The sequence below is a fragment of the Curtobacterium sp. AC268 genome (genome assembly GCF_979258745.1).
In genome coordinates, this window is the sequence record NZ_OZ409878.1 from 2,708,434 (window position 1) to 2,722,796 (window position 14,363).

Consider the following 14,363-nt stretch of genomic DNA (forward strand, 5'->3'; position numbering starts at 1 on the left):
CCACGAAGGCGGCGTGCTGCGCCCACATCAAGCACCCGGGGGCACGTCGATGACCAACAACGCAACCATCGCCGTGCGAACGCAAGACACGGAAGAACAAGCAGCGCCGTCCAAGTGGCGCGCCGCGGCCCGCCAGTTCGGCGTCGTCTGGTCGAACAAGAAGGCCCGGATCGGCATCATCATCCTCGGCGTCTTCGTGTTCGTCGCGGTCTTCGCCCCGCTCCTGGCCCCGTACGGCGCCAGCCAGAACGGCTTCGCCCGGTCTGCCGACGCGACGCCCGACCACTGGATGGGCACCACCGCCGCCGGTGAGGACGTCCTGTCCCAGATCATCTACGGCGCCCGCATCTCGGTCATGGTCGGCGCGGTCGCGGGCATCCTGTCCACGCTCGTCGCCGTCGCGATCGGCCTCAGCTGGGGCTACGTCCGCGGCTGGATCGCCGAGGTCATCGGGTTCATCGTGAACCTGTTCCTCGTCATCCCGGGGCTGCCCCTGATGATCGTCATCGCCGCCTACCTGCAGAACGGCGGCATCGCGGTGATCATCGCGGTCATCGTCGTGACCGGTTGGGCGTGGGGCGCTCGCGTGCTCCGCTCGCAGACGCAGTCGCTGCGCGGTCGGGACTTCGTCACCGCCGCCCAGTTCTCCGGTGATGGCGCGACCCGCATCGTGTTCCGCGAGATCCTGCCGAACATGACGAGCCTCATCGTCGGCAGCTTCTTCGGGGCCGCCACCAGCGCCATCCTCGCCGAAGCGGGCCTCGAGTTCCTCGGACTCGGCGACTCGTCGATCGTCAGCTGGGGCACGATCCTGTACTGGGCGCAGAACTCGAACGCGCTGCTCACCGGGCAGTGGATCCTGCTCTTCGCGCCGGGTCTCTGCATCGCGCTGCTCGCGATGAGCCTCACCCTGATCAACTTCGGCGTCGACGCCGTGTCCAACCCGCGGCTGCGCGACGGCGCACGGCCCCGTAAGGAGAAGCGCGCATGAGCGGCTTGCCAGAAACGCACCCGGCAGACGGCCTGGAGGCGCCCACCGGCGCCGCCACGGGCCTCCAGTCCGACGGTGGTGCCGTCCAGGGCGACGCCTCCGTCCTGCTCGACGTCCGCGACCTGTCGGTCGTCTACGAGTCGGCCGGCCAGAGTGCCGTCCAGGCCGTCGACCACGTGTCGTTCCAGCTCAAGCGGGGCGAGTTCGTCGGCCTGGTCGGCGAGTCCGGTTCCGGCAAGTCGACCCTCGGCTACGCGCTGACGCGGCTGCAGAAGCCGCCGGCGCGCACGAACGGCGGCAGCATCGTCTTCGCGGGCAAGGACATCCGCGACCTCGACGACGAAGCCCTGCGCCAGCAGCGGCAGGGCGGCTTCGCCATGGTGCTGCAGTCCGGCATGAACGCGCTCAACCCGGTGCGCACCATCCGGAACCACTTCATCGACGTCTTCCAGGCGCACGGCCACGTGTCGCGCGACCGCTGGGACGCCCGGATGAAGGAGCTCATCGAGAAGGTGAAGCTGCCGACCTCGATGCTCGCCCGGTTCCCCGGGGAGCTCTCCGGCGGCATGCGGCAGCGCGTCTCCATCGCCCTGGCGCTCTCGCTCGAACCGCAGCTCATGGTGTTCGACGAGCCGACGACGGCGCTCGACGTGCTCGTGCAGCACGCCGTGATGGACACCATCATCGAGCTGCAGCGCACCGAGGGCTTCACGGCGATCCTGATCAGCCACGACCTCGGCATCGTCCTCGAGGCCACCGAGCGCGTCCTCGTCATGCACGAGGGCCGGATCGTCGAGGACGGCGGCTCCCGCGAGATCCTCCGCGACCCGCAGGACGAGTACACGCAGATGCTCCTGTCGCACTACGCCGACCCCCGCGCCGAGGTGGTGTCGCTGCCGGGCTTCCCGGACCGCTCGCTCCGCGCCGAGGCCGGCGAGAAGCGGCAGGAGACGACCTCGTCGTTCAGCACCGTCGGGTCCCGCGAGCGCAGTGCCGCCCGCAACCCGATCGTCGTCGACCACATCGTGAAGACCTACCCGGCACCCCGCCGCGGTGAGCAGCCGGTGCAGGCCGTGCGCGACGTGTCGTTCACCCTCGAGCCCGGGCAGTCGCTCGCCCTGGTCGGCCAGTCCGGTTCGGGCAAGTCGACCATCGCGAAGCTGCTCACCGGCGTCGAGAAGCCGACCACCGGCACGGTCCGGTTCGGGGACCTCGACGTCGCCCGCCTCGGCAAGCGCGGCCTGCGGGACCTGCGCTCCGAGGTCCAGATGGTGTTCCAGGACCCGTACTCGGCGCTCAACCCGCTGCACACGGTCGAGTACACGCTGTCCCGGCCGATCGCGAACTACACCGGGCTCACCGGGCGCGATGCCCGACGTCGGGTCCTCGAGCTGCTCGAGACGGTGGGGCTCACCCCCGTCGAGCAGTTCGCCCAGAAGCTCCCGCACCAGCTCTCCGGCGGGCAGCGGCAGCGCGTGGTGATCGCCCGGGCGCTCGCGAGCGACCCACAGGTGATCATCGCCGACGAGCCGGTGTCGATGCTCGACGTGACGCTGCGCGCCGGTGTGCTCGCGCTGCTCGAGGACCTCCGCGAGCAGTGGGGCGTCTCGCTCCTCTACATCACGCACGACCTGCTGAGTGCGCGGCTCATCACGGACGACATCATGGTGCTCCACGAGGGCGCCGTGGTCGAGCGGGGTCACACGGCCCAGGTGCTGCAGGACCCGCAGGACCCGTACACGATCGCCCTCCTCGACGCTGTCCCCAATCCGCGGAGGACCCTGCGCGCATGACGAACCTGCACGACTTCCCGACGGTCCCGCCGTTCGGGCACCTGCCCACCCCGGACGGCGTCGACGTCGTCGGGATCGACGTCCCGGTCGGTCGGCTGACGGCCTACCGGATCGTGCCCGAGGGGGTGTCGAAGGGCACCGTGCTCATCGTCCCCGGCTACACCGGCTCGAAGGAGGACTGGCGGACCTTCCTGCCCGTCCTCCGCGACGCCGGCTGGACCGCGGTCGCGATCAGCCGGCGCGGTCAGGCCGACTCGGCCGCACCGACCGAACCCCGCGACTACTCCCTCGACGAAGAAGCGGCCGACGTCGTCCGGGTCGCGCGCCTGCTCGACGACGGCGCCCCCGTGCACCTGGTCGGGCACTCGCTCGGCGGTGTCATCGTCCGGGCCGCCGCGATCCAGGACCCGACGGCGTTCCGCGACGTCGTGCAGTTCTGCTCCGGGCCGCACGGATGGCCGTACCGCAAGGTCGCCGAGCTGACGATCCTGCACGACACCGGCGGGAACCTCCGGCAGCTGTTCGACTCGACGAACCCGCTCTGGGCGTACCGGCCCGACGGCGAGCTGCCCGACGACGTCCGGATGGTGCGCGACCGCTTCGACGCGACGAGCCCGCTCAGCGTCGTCGCCGGTGGCCACATCCTCGAGGACCACACCGACGCCTCCGACGCCCTGCGCGCCACCGGCCTGCCGGTCCTCGTCGCCCACGGCGAGTGGGACAACGCCTGGCCGATCCCGTGGCAGCGGGCGATGGCCGAGCAGACCGGCGCCGAGTACGTCGTCATCCCCGCGAGCTACCACGGTCCCCAGGTCGAGAACCCGCTCGGGACGGTCGCCGTCTTCGACGCATTCCTGAGCCAGCACTGACTCGAACAAGCACTGAAAGGCACCATCATCTCCACGCTGCAGTTCCCCGACGGCTTCCTCTGGGGTGCCGCCACCGCCGCCCACCAGATCGAGGGCAACAACGTCAACAGCAACTGGTGGGTGCACGAGCACGAGCCGGACACCACCATCGTCGAGCCCTCGGGTGACGCGGCGGACAGCTACCACCGGTACCGCGAGGACATCCGCATCGCGGCCGAGCTCGGGCTGAACTCCTACCGGTTCAGCATCGAGTGGGCCCGCATCGAGCCCGAGCGCGGGTTCGTCAGCCGTGCCGAGGTCGACCACTACCGCCGCATGGTCGACGCCTGCCACGAGTTCGGCATCGAGCCGATCGTCACCCTCATGCACTTCACCGTGCCGCGCTGGTTCGAACGCGACGGCTTCTGGCGGGCACCCGACGCCGCCGACCTGTTCGCCCGCTACACCGAGGCCGCGCTCCCCGTGGTGCAGGACGGCGTCCGCTACGTCTGCACGATCAACGAACCGAACATCGCGGCCATGCTCGCCGGCGGCGAGGACGCGGCCAACCTGGTGGCCTTCGGCCTGCCGAACCCGGACCTGGGGGTCGCCGACGCCCTGCTGGCCAGCCACAAGCGGTCGCGAGAGGTGTTGTCACAGGTGTCGGGCCTCCAGTCAGGGTGGACCGTCGCGACCCAGGCCTTCAAGTCCAACGGTGAGCCGGGCGCGGACGCGATGCTCCGCGAGTACGGGTACCCGCGCGACGACTGGTACCTCGAGAACGCCGCGGGCGACGACTTCCTCGGCGTGCAGGCTTACACCCGCACGTTCATCGGTCCGGACGGGCCCCTGCCCGTCGCGGACGACGTCGAGACGACCCTGACCGGCTGGGAGTTCTACCCCGAGGCCTCGGCCGACGGGCTCCGCAGCGCGTGGGAGCTCTCCGGTGGTGTCCCGCTGATGATCACCGAGAACGGCATCGCCACGGCCGACGACTCCCGCCGGCAGGTGTACACGCAGGGCGCGCTCGAGGGCATCCACCGCTGCATCGAGGACGGCATCGAGGTCCTCGGCTACCAGCACTGGTCGCTCCTGGACAACTACGAGTGGGCCTCCGGCTTCCGACCGACCTTCGGGTTGGTCGCGTGGGACCGCGAGACCTTCGAGCGCACGCCGAAGGACTCCGCCCGCTGGTACGGGCGGGTCGCGCAGGCGAACGCCCTCGAGTCGGTCACCGTCTAGGACGGTCGACCCCGCAGGCGCGCGGCGGACGGGAGGCCCTGCTCCCGTCCGCCGCGCTTCGTCGTGTCCGGCACGGGTCGGCCCACGGGCCGTGGTGCGGACAGCGCTCAGGCGGCGGCGAGCAGGTCGGCGACGGCCGTCTCGCGGAGCAGCTCCGCGCGGTCCGCAGCGGTCGAGCCCTCGTCGTCGGCGGCGTCCCGGTCGACGTCGAGCGACAGCACGACGCGGACCGTGTCGAGGTCGCCGGAGTCGACGGCCGCGATCAGCAGCGTCGCGCCCCGTGACCCGCGCGCCCTGGTGTCCGCACCCGCGGCGGCGAGGGCACGCACGATCGCGGCGTGCCCGCCCCACGCAGCGCGGACGATCGGGGTGTTGCCGTCGCCGTCACGGGCCTCCAGGTCGGCGCCCGCTGCGACCAGCACGTCGACCGCCCGTCGCGCGTCGCGGTCGATCGCCAGCGTCAGCGGCGTCCGCCCCTCGGTGTCCTCCAGCTGCAGGGTCGCCCCGCGGCGCAGGAGTTCCTCGAGCATCTCGGGGTGGTCGAACCACGCGGCGGCGTGCAGCGGGGCGAAGCCCCAGCGGGGGTCGACGTCGTCGACGTCGCTCGCGTCATCGGCCAGGTGCAGCCCGCCGAGGTCGCCGTACGCCGCGGCCCGTACCACCTCGGTCGCCCACTCCACCCAACCGTCCGGCACCGGGCCGTGCCAGCCGCGTGCCGGGCGCGACTCGAGGCCGGAGTACACGGACTCGGCGACGCTCCGGATCGCCACCCGGACGCCCCGGAACCGGATCGCGACCTCACCGACGGGGGAGATCAGCAGGCGGAGTTCCCAGGCGTCGTGCTCGTTCAGGTACTCGAGCTCGCCCCGGGCGACGTGCGCGTCACCGGCGAGCAGCGCCGCGGCGTCGACACCCGGCGGGTCGATGACGGCGTCCCGCAGCCGGAGCGACACCCTGGCGTGGTTCCAGCGGCGCCACAGGCCGCTCGGGGTGTCGAGCACCTCGTCGTTGCGGACCACGATGTCGGCGTGCACGACGACCGGGTCCGGCACACCGTGCCCCGGCAGGTCGACGGGGGTCGTCACGTCGTCCTCGTCGGCGTCCGGGTCGACGACGGCGTCGGCGGACTCCACGACCCAGCGTTCGATCCGTGAGTCGGTCCACTTGACCGTCAGGAGCGCGGCGATCGTCGGCGGGGCGTCCTCGAGCAGCCGGGTCACGTGTTCGCGCTGGCCGTCGAAGTCCTCGAGGGAGACGTAGCCAACGGAGGGCCAGTTCACTCGACTCCATCGCACGGGACGACCCTACCCGGCAGTGGTCCGTCTCCCCGCGGAGGGCCTCGTCGCGTGCTCTCGTCCAGCTCCGCAGTTCTCCACAGGTGTCACCCTTCCGGAGCAGCGCCGTCCGGAATGTGAGATGTTGAAGACATGCCGCCGCGGACCGTCCCCCGAGTTGCGGTACGGGCTGCGTCCAGGGGTCCTGATCGCGCGACTGCTCGGCTCGAGGACCTGCGGCCATGGCCGGAGCGAGCCCCGGGGAGCAGCAGGCGGCTGGCTCCGCGAGTGAGCGGACGGTCGACGAAGCGGTGGGCGAGTGGCGCCACGGCGAGCATGGCACCGACGGTGATCGTGACGACCACGAACCACGGCACCCAGTACGCGCCCACGGCGGCGAGTGCTGCGGGCACCACCGGCGCCAGGAGCGGATGAACGAGGTACAGCGCGTACGAGGCAGCGCCGCCGGCCATCACCCAGCGGGGCACGAACCGGCCGATCCGATCGTCCAGCCAGACCGCCGAGAACACGACAGCGGAGATCACGAGCGGGACGACGGCCGCCGAGACCTCGAGCCGCTCGGCTCGCAACGAGGCCAGGGTGCCCATGCAGACCGCGATGCCGCCGAGCGACAAGACGGTCAGGACCGGTCGTCGTGCTCGCCACCCGCGGGCGATGACCATGCCGGCGAGGAAGTAGAGCGTCACGTCATCGGCGTAGAACCACCATGCTGACCCGGTGGCCGGGCGCAGGAGTGACGCGGCGGCCGCGAGCGTGAGGATCGGTGCGCAGAGTGCCAACGGGTCGATCCGGATGGCCAGGGCGAGCGTCATCAGCGCGTAGAACGCCATCTCGAAGACCAACGTCCACCCGACGCCCCAGAGCGGATGGATGGCACCGGCTTCGTCGTGACTGGGGATGAACAGGTACGACGCAAGGACCGTGCCCGGGCTGAGGGCCGAGTTGACCACCAACGAGCCGGCCAGGACCACCGCGGCGACCTTGATGGTGGTCATCAGCCAGTAGAGCGGGACGACCCGCGCGAGCCGCGCCCGGGCGAACCGGTGCCAGGACCCCGGCGCCTGACCGAGGTCGTCGCCGACGAGCACCATCACGAAACCACTGATCGCGAAGAACAGCCAGACGCCCAGTCCGCCGATCCTGTCGAGCTGCGGGGTGTGCTCGTCGAAGCGCTCCGCCGAGTAGTAGCACGCGTGGACGACCACCACGAGGGCGGCTGCGATGTACCGCAGGGGCTGGATGAGACGGAAGGGCTGCTGTCGGGTCGGCATGTAGCAATTCTACATGCAAAATACAAACATACGCGATGATATCGAGCGCGTGCTATGGATATTGCAGGTGATATACTAATGACATGACCACACGAACCGCAGCGCGCGAGGTCGTCTACCTCGGCTGGACGGGGCACGGCAACTACGGCGATGAACTCCTCCTCGAGACGTGGCGTCTCGCCCTCGGGATCGACGCCGTCTCGCCGGTGACTCGACGGGAGCGACTCGCCGATGTCCGGAGCGCGATCCACTCGTACCGCACCGGAGGCCGTACCGAGCGGATGCTCCTCCTCGGTGGCGGAACGGTGCTCGGCTTCCAGAACTGGGCACGGCACGTGGCAGATGCTGCTCGGGTGTACCGCGCAGACGCAGTGGTCGCACTCGGAGCGGGGGCGGCTGAGTCGACCGACACGTTCGCCCTGGGCCTGCAGGAGCGCGACTGGCGGCGCTGGGCGGAGCTCCGATCGATCTTGCTCGGTGTCCGCGGTCCGCTCACAGCGGTGGAGTGCGAGCGGGCCTGGGGTCGTCCTGCGGTCGTCGGCGACCCCGCTCTGCTGTACCCGGTCGTGGCGGGCATCGAACACGTCCACGACGCCGACGGCCCGGTCGGTGTGAGCGTCGGCGCTGATCCGGTGTCGCGGTTCGACCCGCGGTCGGTCGCAGCGGCGGTGCGCAGGATGACCGGAGCGGACACCGAGATCGTGTTGTTCGCGCTGTCCCCGAACGACCTCGCCGCCTGTCGAACCCTGCAGTCCGAACTGCACCGCCCGTCGCGGATCCACCGGTTCGACGGCGACGTCCGCGCAACGACCTCGGAGATCAGCCGGTGCAGTCTCATGCTCACCGAGCGACTGCACGGCGCCGTCGCCGCGGTCGGCCTGGGCGTCCCCACGGTGCCGCTCGCCTACGCCTCGAAGTGTGACGACTTCTGGCTCAGCGTCACGGGTGAACGGCCCACGGTCGTTCCGGGCTCGACGGAGCAGCAGATCGTCGATGCTGCAATGCGGGCACTCGACCCCCTGGAGCGCTCGGCGACCCAGGCGCTGGCGAGCACGCTCCGCCAGCGCCTCGTGGTCGGGGTGCAACGGATAGCCGACTGGCGCGAGGGCGTCACCATGACCGACCAGCTCCGCGAGCCGCTCCCGTTCGAGACGGTCGAACCCGCTGGTGCCCACGGAGGTGTTGCCTGATGGAGGCTCAGGAGTACGTCCGGATCCTGCGGAAGAGCTGGCTCCTCATCACGGCGACGGCGCTGCTCGGCATCCTCAGCGGTGGTGCGCTCGCTGCTGCGTCGACACCCGCCTACACCGCGGCGACCCGTCTCTACGTCTCGGTCCGTGCGCAAGAAGGCGCCGCCAGTACGGATCTGAACCAGGGGACGAGCTTCGCGCGACAAGCGATCTCCACCTACGTCGACGTCGTGAACAGCCCGATCGTCCTCGATCGCGCCGGACGCGAGCTGGAGCCGCGCATGACGGCAGCCGAGCTCGCGCCGCTCGTCAGCGCTTCGTCCCCTGCCAACACCGTGCTCCTCGAGGTCTCCGTGACGGACACCAGCGCGAAGCGAGCGGCCGAGATCGCGAACGCCGTCGGGGAGTCCTTCGCACGCGTCGTGTCCGAGGACCTCGAGAAACCGAGCGTCGGGCCGTCCCTCATCGCCGTGAAGACGATCGCGCCGGCAACCGTGCCGAGCGCGCCGAGTGCTCCACGGATCCCGCTGATGCTCGCGATCGGCCTCGCGGTGGGTCTCGTGACCGGGGTCGGGATCGCGGTGCTCCGGACGAACCTGGACACGAGGGTCCGGACCGCGGAGCAGATCGAGGCAGTCGCGCGTCGCCCCTACCTGGGCGGGATCTTCGTCGATCCGGACGCCCAGAAACGCCCCCTCATCGTCCACGCCGACCCGAGGAGCCCACGGTCGGAAGCCTTCCGCCGACTCCGGACGAGTCTGCAGTTCGTCGGTCTCGGCGACGCTGGCCGCTCGTTCGTGGTGACCAGTTCCGGGCCGGGCGAGGGCAAGAGCTACGTCGCAGCGAACCTGGCCATCGCCCTTGCCGAGACCGGAGCGAGTGTCGTCCTCGTCGATGCGGACCTCCGGCGCCCCCGTGTGGCGGACTACCTCGGCATCGAGGGGAACGCCGGGCTGACGGACCTGCTCATCGGACGTGCGGAGATTGCCGACGTCCTGCAGCCGTGGGGTGAGCAAGCGCTCTCGGTGCTCCCGTCCGGACGCATCCCCCCGAACCCGAGCGAGATGCTCGGCTCCGCTGCGATGCGTGCGACCGTGGAACACCTGGAGCGCAACTTCGACTACGTCGTGATCGATGCGCCGCCTGTCCTGCTGGTCGCCGATGCCACCGTGCTCAGCGCGGTCGCCGGCATCCTCTTCGTGGCCGCCGCCGGCAAGGTCCGCAAGGCGGATGTCGTCGCGGCACTCCGGGCGCTCGATGCGGTCAAGGCGGTCACGTTCGGAGTGGTCGGCCAGATGCTGCCGATGCGCGGTGCCGGTGGTGGGTCCTACGGCAAGTACGCCTACTACGACGGCGACACCCCGGTCATCGAGCCGGTGCCCGAGGAGCGGCGCAGCCGGCGCGGTCTGACCACATGACCCACGGTGTCGGCTCGACCGTCGCCCGCCCGGTCGGCGCCGCCCTCACCGACCCCGAACCCTCTGGGAGCTGAACTTGTCAATCCTCGTCACCGGCGGCGCCGGGTACATCGGCTCGCACGTGGTCCGCCTCCTCGAGGAGCGAGGCGAGTCGGTCGTCGTGGTCGACGACTTCTCGAGCGGCCTCAGGTCCCGGGTCGGAGCCGTCGTCGTCCAACTCGACCTCGCGGCCGCCGATGCCACGTCAGCACTCATCGACGTCATGCACGAGCACGACGTGTCCTCGGTCATCCACCTCGCGGCGCTCAAGGACGTCGCGGAATCGGTCGCCGAGCCGGAGCGCTACTACAGCGTCAACGTCGGAGGGCTCGGGCACCTGCTCGAAGCGATGCGGTCCGTCGGAGTCACCCGAATCGTCTTCTCCTCCTCGGCTGCCGTGTACGGCGATGTGCAGGACGTCGTCGTCACGGAGCGGACCCCGTGTTCGCCGATCAATCCGTACGGCCAGACGAAGCTGATCGGTGAGTGGATGCTCGACGCAGCGCGCGACGCCTGGGGGCTACGGGCGATCTCGCTGCGCTACTTCAACGTCGCCGGCGCCGGATGGGACGACCTCGCGGACACGGCTGCCAAGAACCTCATCCCGATCGTGTTGGATCGGATCCTTCGCGGTGAGTCACCGGTCGTCTACGGCGATGACCATGACACCCCGGACGGCACCTGCATCCGCGACTACATCCACGTCGCAGACCTCGCACGGGCGCACCTCGCTGCGGTCGACACGCTCCACGACGCCAGCGACTTCGCCGGCCCGGTCAACATCGGCACGGGCAAGGGGGCGTCCGTCCGAGAGGTCGTGGCCGAGGTGAGCAGCGCCCTCGGTCGACCGAGCACCCTGCGGGTCGCCGCAGCTCGTGCTGGCGATCCCGCCGCGGTCGTCGCGGACCCGTCCGTCGCAGCCGATCAGCTCGGGTGGCGGGCTCGTCACGGTCTCGACGCGATCGTCCGGTCCGCCCTCGGAGCAGTCCACTCCTGACGCACGCTGATGAGCGCGCTGTTCGCATCGACGCGCGGAGCGCCCGGGAGCCGCTGCGTTCTCGGCTCGGGACTCGTCAGAGTCGCCGCGACACGGGCGCCCAGCGGAGCACGGCATGGAGCGCAGGGAAGACAACCCACGGCGCGGTCGCGGCGATCAGCCGGACGGGCACAGCGATGTCCGACGGTACGGCGACGAGGATGCCGAGCGAACACGCGAGCGTGACGACCCGCACAGTCGTGAGCTCGGCGTTCGATCGGCGGTAGCGCTGGAACGTCGAGAACACGGTGCTGGTCCACAGTGCTGACACCAGGAGGCAAGCGACCACGCTGAACGGGACTGCGTCGGAGAGCGCGGTCAGGTGGATGGCGCTCAGGACGAACGGCACGACCGCAGCAGCCGTCGTGCCCCAGAGCACGCCGGCCAGTATCGCGCTCGCGGCAATCGTTGCGGGGAAGGCGAGCGACCGCATCCGTGCGCGGAAGGACGACGGCACAGCTCGAGTGGGATCCCGGTGATCGGCCGATCGCTCCTCGAGCGCTCGGCCTCGCATCGAGCGGATGACGGTCGGGGAGAGTCCTGTCTGCAGCATCTGGAACGGTCCCGCGATGAGGGTGGTGCAGCTCCGGAACGCGCCGGCCACGGCGAGTGACGTCGATGCACCGAGCGCGATCACCACCGCGCTCATCGTGGTGCCGATCAGGACTCCGTCGAGCGCGAGGAACGGGATGTCCCGCCGGTACTCATCGAGGAAGACCCGGACGCTCCACGACCGGGTCGGGCGTCCGCGCAGTGCGAGTCCTGCGGCACCCACTCCGTACGCGATCGTCATCGCCACCGGCAGCGCCACCGACGCGTCGACGCCGGGCAACAGCCCGACAGCACAGAGTCCAGCCAGGACCACCATCACCACGCCGTCGGTCGAGACGACGCGGCCGTAGCGGACGGCCGACATCTCGACCGATCGTGTCGTGTCGTACAGGGCGTACGTGACGAGTGCGGCTGCGAGCGCGAGTCCGGATGCGGCGGTTGCGAGACCGAGACCGACGACCGCGATCGTGATCGACGCGGGAGCCGCTGCGACGAGGGTGAGCAGCACTGCAGCGCGGCGTGCGGCTCGAGACCGTTCCGGGTCGCCTGACAGGTAGATGACGACGGGCAGTGCTCCGAACCCGCGCACGAAGCCGGCCGCCATGAAGAACACGGAGAGCAGAACGGCGAAACGGCCCCATCCGTCGGGAGTGAGGCGGACGGTGCCGACGATCGTGATGCCCATCTGGCCCAGGCTCAGCATCGCCTGAGCGGCGAAGGGGAGCGCGAGTCGGCCGAGTCGCTGCATGTTCGCGCCTCTCTCATTATGGATGTCACGTGTTAGTATATCACTGACCCGTGGGGGACCCACCTGATGAGTGAAGGACCGAGATGCTGACATTTGCCGAGTTCGAGCGAACCGAGATCGCGGGCGTGCCGATCATCGTCGCGACCCGTGATGAAGCGATCGAACAGATCGCGGCGGTCGCGCAGAGCGGTGGTGCCGGTGACGTCCACCTGGCGAACTCGTACGTGATCTCCCTCACCGCGCAGGACGAGGACTACCACCGGCTCATCGCCTCCGGGGCTGCCGTCTACCCGGACGGGAAGCCCCTCACGTGGGTGTCGAGAGTGCTCCCGGGCCGCGCGCTGTCGCAGGTCAGGGGCCCGTCGCTGTTCCCGGACATGATGGACCGGGGGCGGAGCCTGGGAATCCGGCACTTCTTGCTCGGCAACACGGACGAGGTGCTGGCATCCCTCCGCGCCGAACTCGAGCGGCGGTACCCGGGCGTCTCGATCGTCGGGACGCACCGCTCGTACTTCCGGCCGCTGACCGACGACGAGCTCGCTGCGCAGGACGCCGACATCGTCGCAGCTGATCCGGACATCATCTGGGTCGGCCTCGGCACACCGCTGCAGGACGTCGAGACGCGACGGATCGCCGAACACCTCGGGAAGGTCGCGATCGGGGTCGGGGTGGCGTTCGACTTCATCGCGGGGACGAAGCCAGTGGCGCCGGAGTGGATGACCCGTGTCGGACTGGAGTGGGTCTTCCGGCTCGCGAGCGAACCGCGCCGTCTCTGGAAGCGCTACCTCATCGGGAACTTCGTGTTCCTCCGCGCGGCCTTGCGGCGACGCCGATGACCGGCGGACGCGTGGCGGTCGTCAGCCAGGTTCCTCCGCCCGTGCACGGCCAGACCGTGATGACCCTCCGCTTCCTCGACGTGCTCGAGCGGCTGGGGCGACCGTCACGACTCATCGACCGACGGTTCAGTGCGACGGTCGCCGAGGTCGGTGTGCCGTCGCTGCGCAAGGTGGTCGCGGTGGTCGGACTGCTCACCCGTGTCGTCTGGACGAGCGTCCGTTTCCGGCCCGAGGTGGTCGTGGTGTTCGTCACCACCCGGGGCGGATCGTTCCTCGTCGACTGGGCCGTGTCCGAGCTCCTGCGGCTCTTCCGGAGTTCTCTGGTGCTCTACGTGCACTCGGTCGGCTTCGAGGACCTCCGTCGTCGAGGTCGGTTGTGGGCGTGGTGTGTGGACCGTCTGCTCGGCTCGAGCGACCGGATCGTCACACTCGGTCCGTCCCTGCTCGCAGACCTGCCTGACCGCGCTGCACTGTGTCTCGCCAACACGCCGGGCCCAGTTCCGGCAGTGACCACCGCAGCCGACCCGTGCAGCGTCCTCTTCCTGTCGAACCTCATCCCCGGTAAGGGTGCCGAGGACTTCGCGCGGATCGCCGGCCTCCTCCTCCGTCGCACCGGGACCGAGCGCTGGCGTTTCACGTTGGCGGGTTCGCCCGCCGATGCAGCCGTCGTCGCAGCGGTCGAACGAGAACTGGTCGACGCTGACGCCACGGCGCGTGTCGCGGTCGTGGGCGCGCTCGGTGCGGCGGAGAAGTGGCAAGCCTTGGCGGTGTCGACGTGTCTTGCCTTCACGTCGTCGCTCGAAGAGGCGCAGCCTTTGACGATCGTCGAGGCGTTCGCGAGCGGCACGCCTGTGGTCGCGTACCGCGTCGGCGGCGTTCCGGACCTCATCGAGCACGGTGTCAACGGCTTCCTCGTCGACGTCGGCGACGAGGAAGCGTTCGCCGATGCACTCGAGTCCCTGATCAGAGACCCTGCACTCCGCGGACGTCTGTCCGCTGGCGCCTCCCGGACCTTCTCGGCGCGTCTGTCCGAGCTCGCCTACACGGACGCCTGGCGACACGTCCTCGACGAGAGCACCCGATGAGCGTCCGTCCCGGCACGGC

Annotated in this window: 12 protein-coding genes; 9 read left to right on the forward strand and 3 right to left on the reverse strand. The window is 70.1% G+C overall.

Annotation, left to right across the window (positions count from 1 at the left end; translation table 11 throughout):
- Nucleotides 1-49 precede the first annotated feature (49 nt).
- The 4 genes from ACZZ9K_RS12935 to ACZZ9K_RS12950 are packed head-to-tail and all read left to right on the forward strand — an operon-like array spanning nt 50 to nt 4,874.
- Nucleotides 50-991, forward strand: a complete 942-nt coding sequence (locus ACZZ9K_RS12935; RefSeq protein ID WP_027464906.1) for an ABC transporter permease — start codon at nt 50-52, stop codon at nt 989-991.
- On the forward strand, nt 988-2,784 hold the full coding sequence (locus ACZZ9K_RS12940; RefSeq protein ID WP_463444243.1) for an ABC transporter ATP-binding protein: 1,797 nt from the start codon (nt 988-990) through the stop codon (nt 2,782-2,784). Before ACZZ9K_RS12935 ends, ACZZ9K_RS12940 begins: the two co-directional genes overlap by 4 nt.
- Nucleotides 2,781-3,653: an alpha/beta fold hydrolase gene (locus tag ACZZ9K_RS12945; protein ID WP_138802472.1), complete on the forward strand. Its 873-nt coding sequence runs from the start codon at nt 2,781-2,783 to the stop codon at nt 3,651-3,653. The genes ACZZ9K_RS12940 and ACZZ9K_RS12945 overlap by 4 nt, the downstream gene beginning before the upstream one ends.
- 24 nt (nt 3,654-3,677) lie before the next feature.
- Entirely contained in the window at nt 3,678-4,874 is a 1,197-nt protein-coding gene (locus tag ACZZ9K_RS12950; RefSeq protein WP_463444755.1) for a glycoside hydrolase family 1 protein, read from the forward strand.
- Nucleotides 4,875-4,981: 107 nt separating this feature from the next.
- Here the strand turns inward: ACZZ9K_RS12950 and ACZZ9K_RS12955 are convergent, their stop codons facing one another.
- Together ACZZ9K_RS12955 and ACZZ9K_RS12960 are read right to left on the reverse strand one after the other, a co-directional pair.
- The gene (locus ACZZ9K_RS12955) at nt 4,982-6,169 is read right to left on the reverse strand and encodes an ankyrin repeat domain-containing protein (protein WP_176708110.1); all 1,188 of its coding nucleotides are present in this window, start codon (nt 6,167-6,169) and stop codon (nt 4,982-4,984) included.
- Nucleotides 6,170-6,255: 86 nt separating this feature from the next.
- On the reverse strand, nt 6,256-7,440 hold the full coding sequence (locus tag ACZZ9K_RS12960) for an acyltransferase family protein (protein ID WP_463444244.1): 1,185 nt from the start codon (nt 7,438-7,440) through the stop codon (nt 6,256-6,258).
- Between the two features lie 83 nt (nt 7,441-7,523).
- Between ACZZ9K_RS12960 and ACZZ9K_RS12965 the strand changes: the two genes are divergently transcribed.
- The 3 genes from ACZZ9K_RS12965 to galE all read left to right on the forward strand — a co-directional run bounded on the left by ACZZ9K_RS12965 (nt 7,524) and on the right by galE (nt 11,084).
- Nucleotides 7,524-8,630, forward strand: coding sequence for a polysaccharide pyruvyl transferase family protein (locus ACZZ9K_RS12965; RefSeq protein WP_463444245.1), 1,107 nt, complete (start codon nt 7,524-7,526; stop codon nt 8,628-8,630).
- Nucleotides 8,630-10,048, forward strand: coding sequence for a tyrosine-protein kinase domain-containing protein (locus ACZZ9K_RS12970; protein WP_463444246.1), 1,419 nt, complete (start codon nt 8,630-8,632; stop codon nt 10,046-10,048). The genes ACZZ9K_RS12965 and ACZZ9K_RS12970 overlap by 1 nt, the downstream gene beginning before the upstream one ends.
- 76 nt (nt 10,049-10,124) lie before the next feature.
- Nucleotides 10,125-11,084, forward strand: a complete 960-nt coding sequence (galE, locus tag ACZZ9K_RS12975; RefSeq protein WP_463444247.1) for a UDP-glucose 4-epimerase GalE — start codon at nt 10,125-10,127, stop codon at nt 11,082-11,084.
- A gap of 76 nt (nt 11,085-11,160) precedes the next feature.
- On the opposite strand, the gene ACZZ9K_RS12980 is transcribed toward galE, so the two are convergent.
- Nucleotides 11,161-12,423 (reverse strand): MATE family efflux transporter, encoded by a 1,263-nt coding sequence (locus ACZZ9K_RS12980; protein ID WP_463444248.1) that lies wholly within the window; start codon nt 12,421-12,423, stop codon nt 11,161-11,163.
- An 83-nt stretch (nt 12,424-12,506) separates the two neighbouring features.
- On the opposite strand from ACZZ9K_RS12980, the gene ACZZ9K_RS12985 reads away from it, so the two are divergent.
- Nucleotides 12,507-13,259 carry a WecB/TagA/CpsF family glycosyltransferase gene (locus ACZZ9K_RS12985; protein ID WP_463444249.1) on the forward strand — a complete coding sequence of 251 codons (753 nt, stop codon included), beginning with the start codon at nt 12,507-12,509 and terminating at the stop codon, nt 13,257-13,259.
- 41 nt (nt 13,260-13,300) lie between these two features.
- A complete protein-coding gene (locus ACZZ9K_RS12990) occupies nt 13,301-14,344 on the forward strand; it encodes a glycosyltransferase family 4 protein (RefSeq protein WP_463444250.1) in 1,044 nt (347 codons plus the stop codon).
- Nucleotides 14,345-14,363 lie beyond the last annotated feature (19 nt).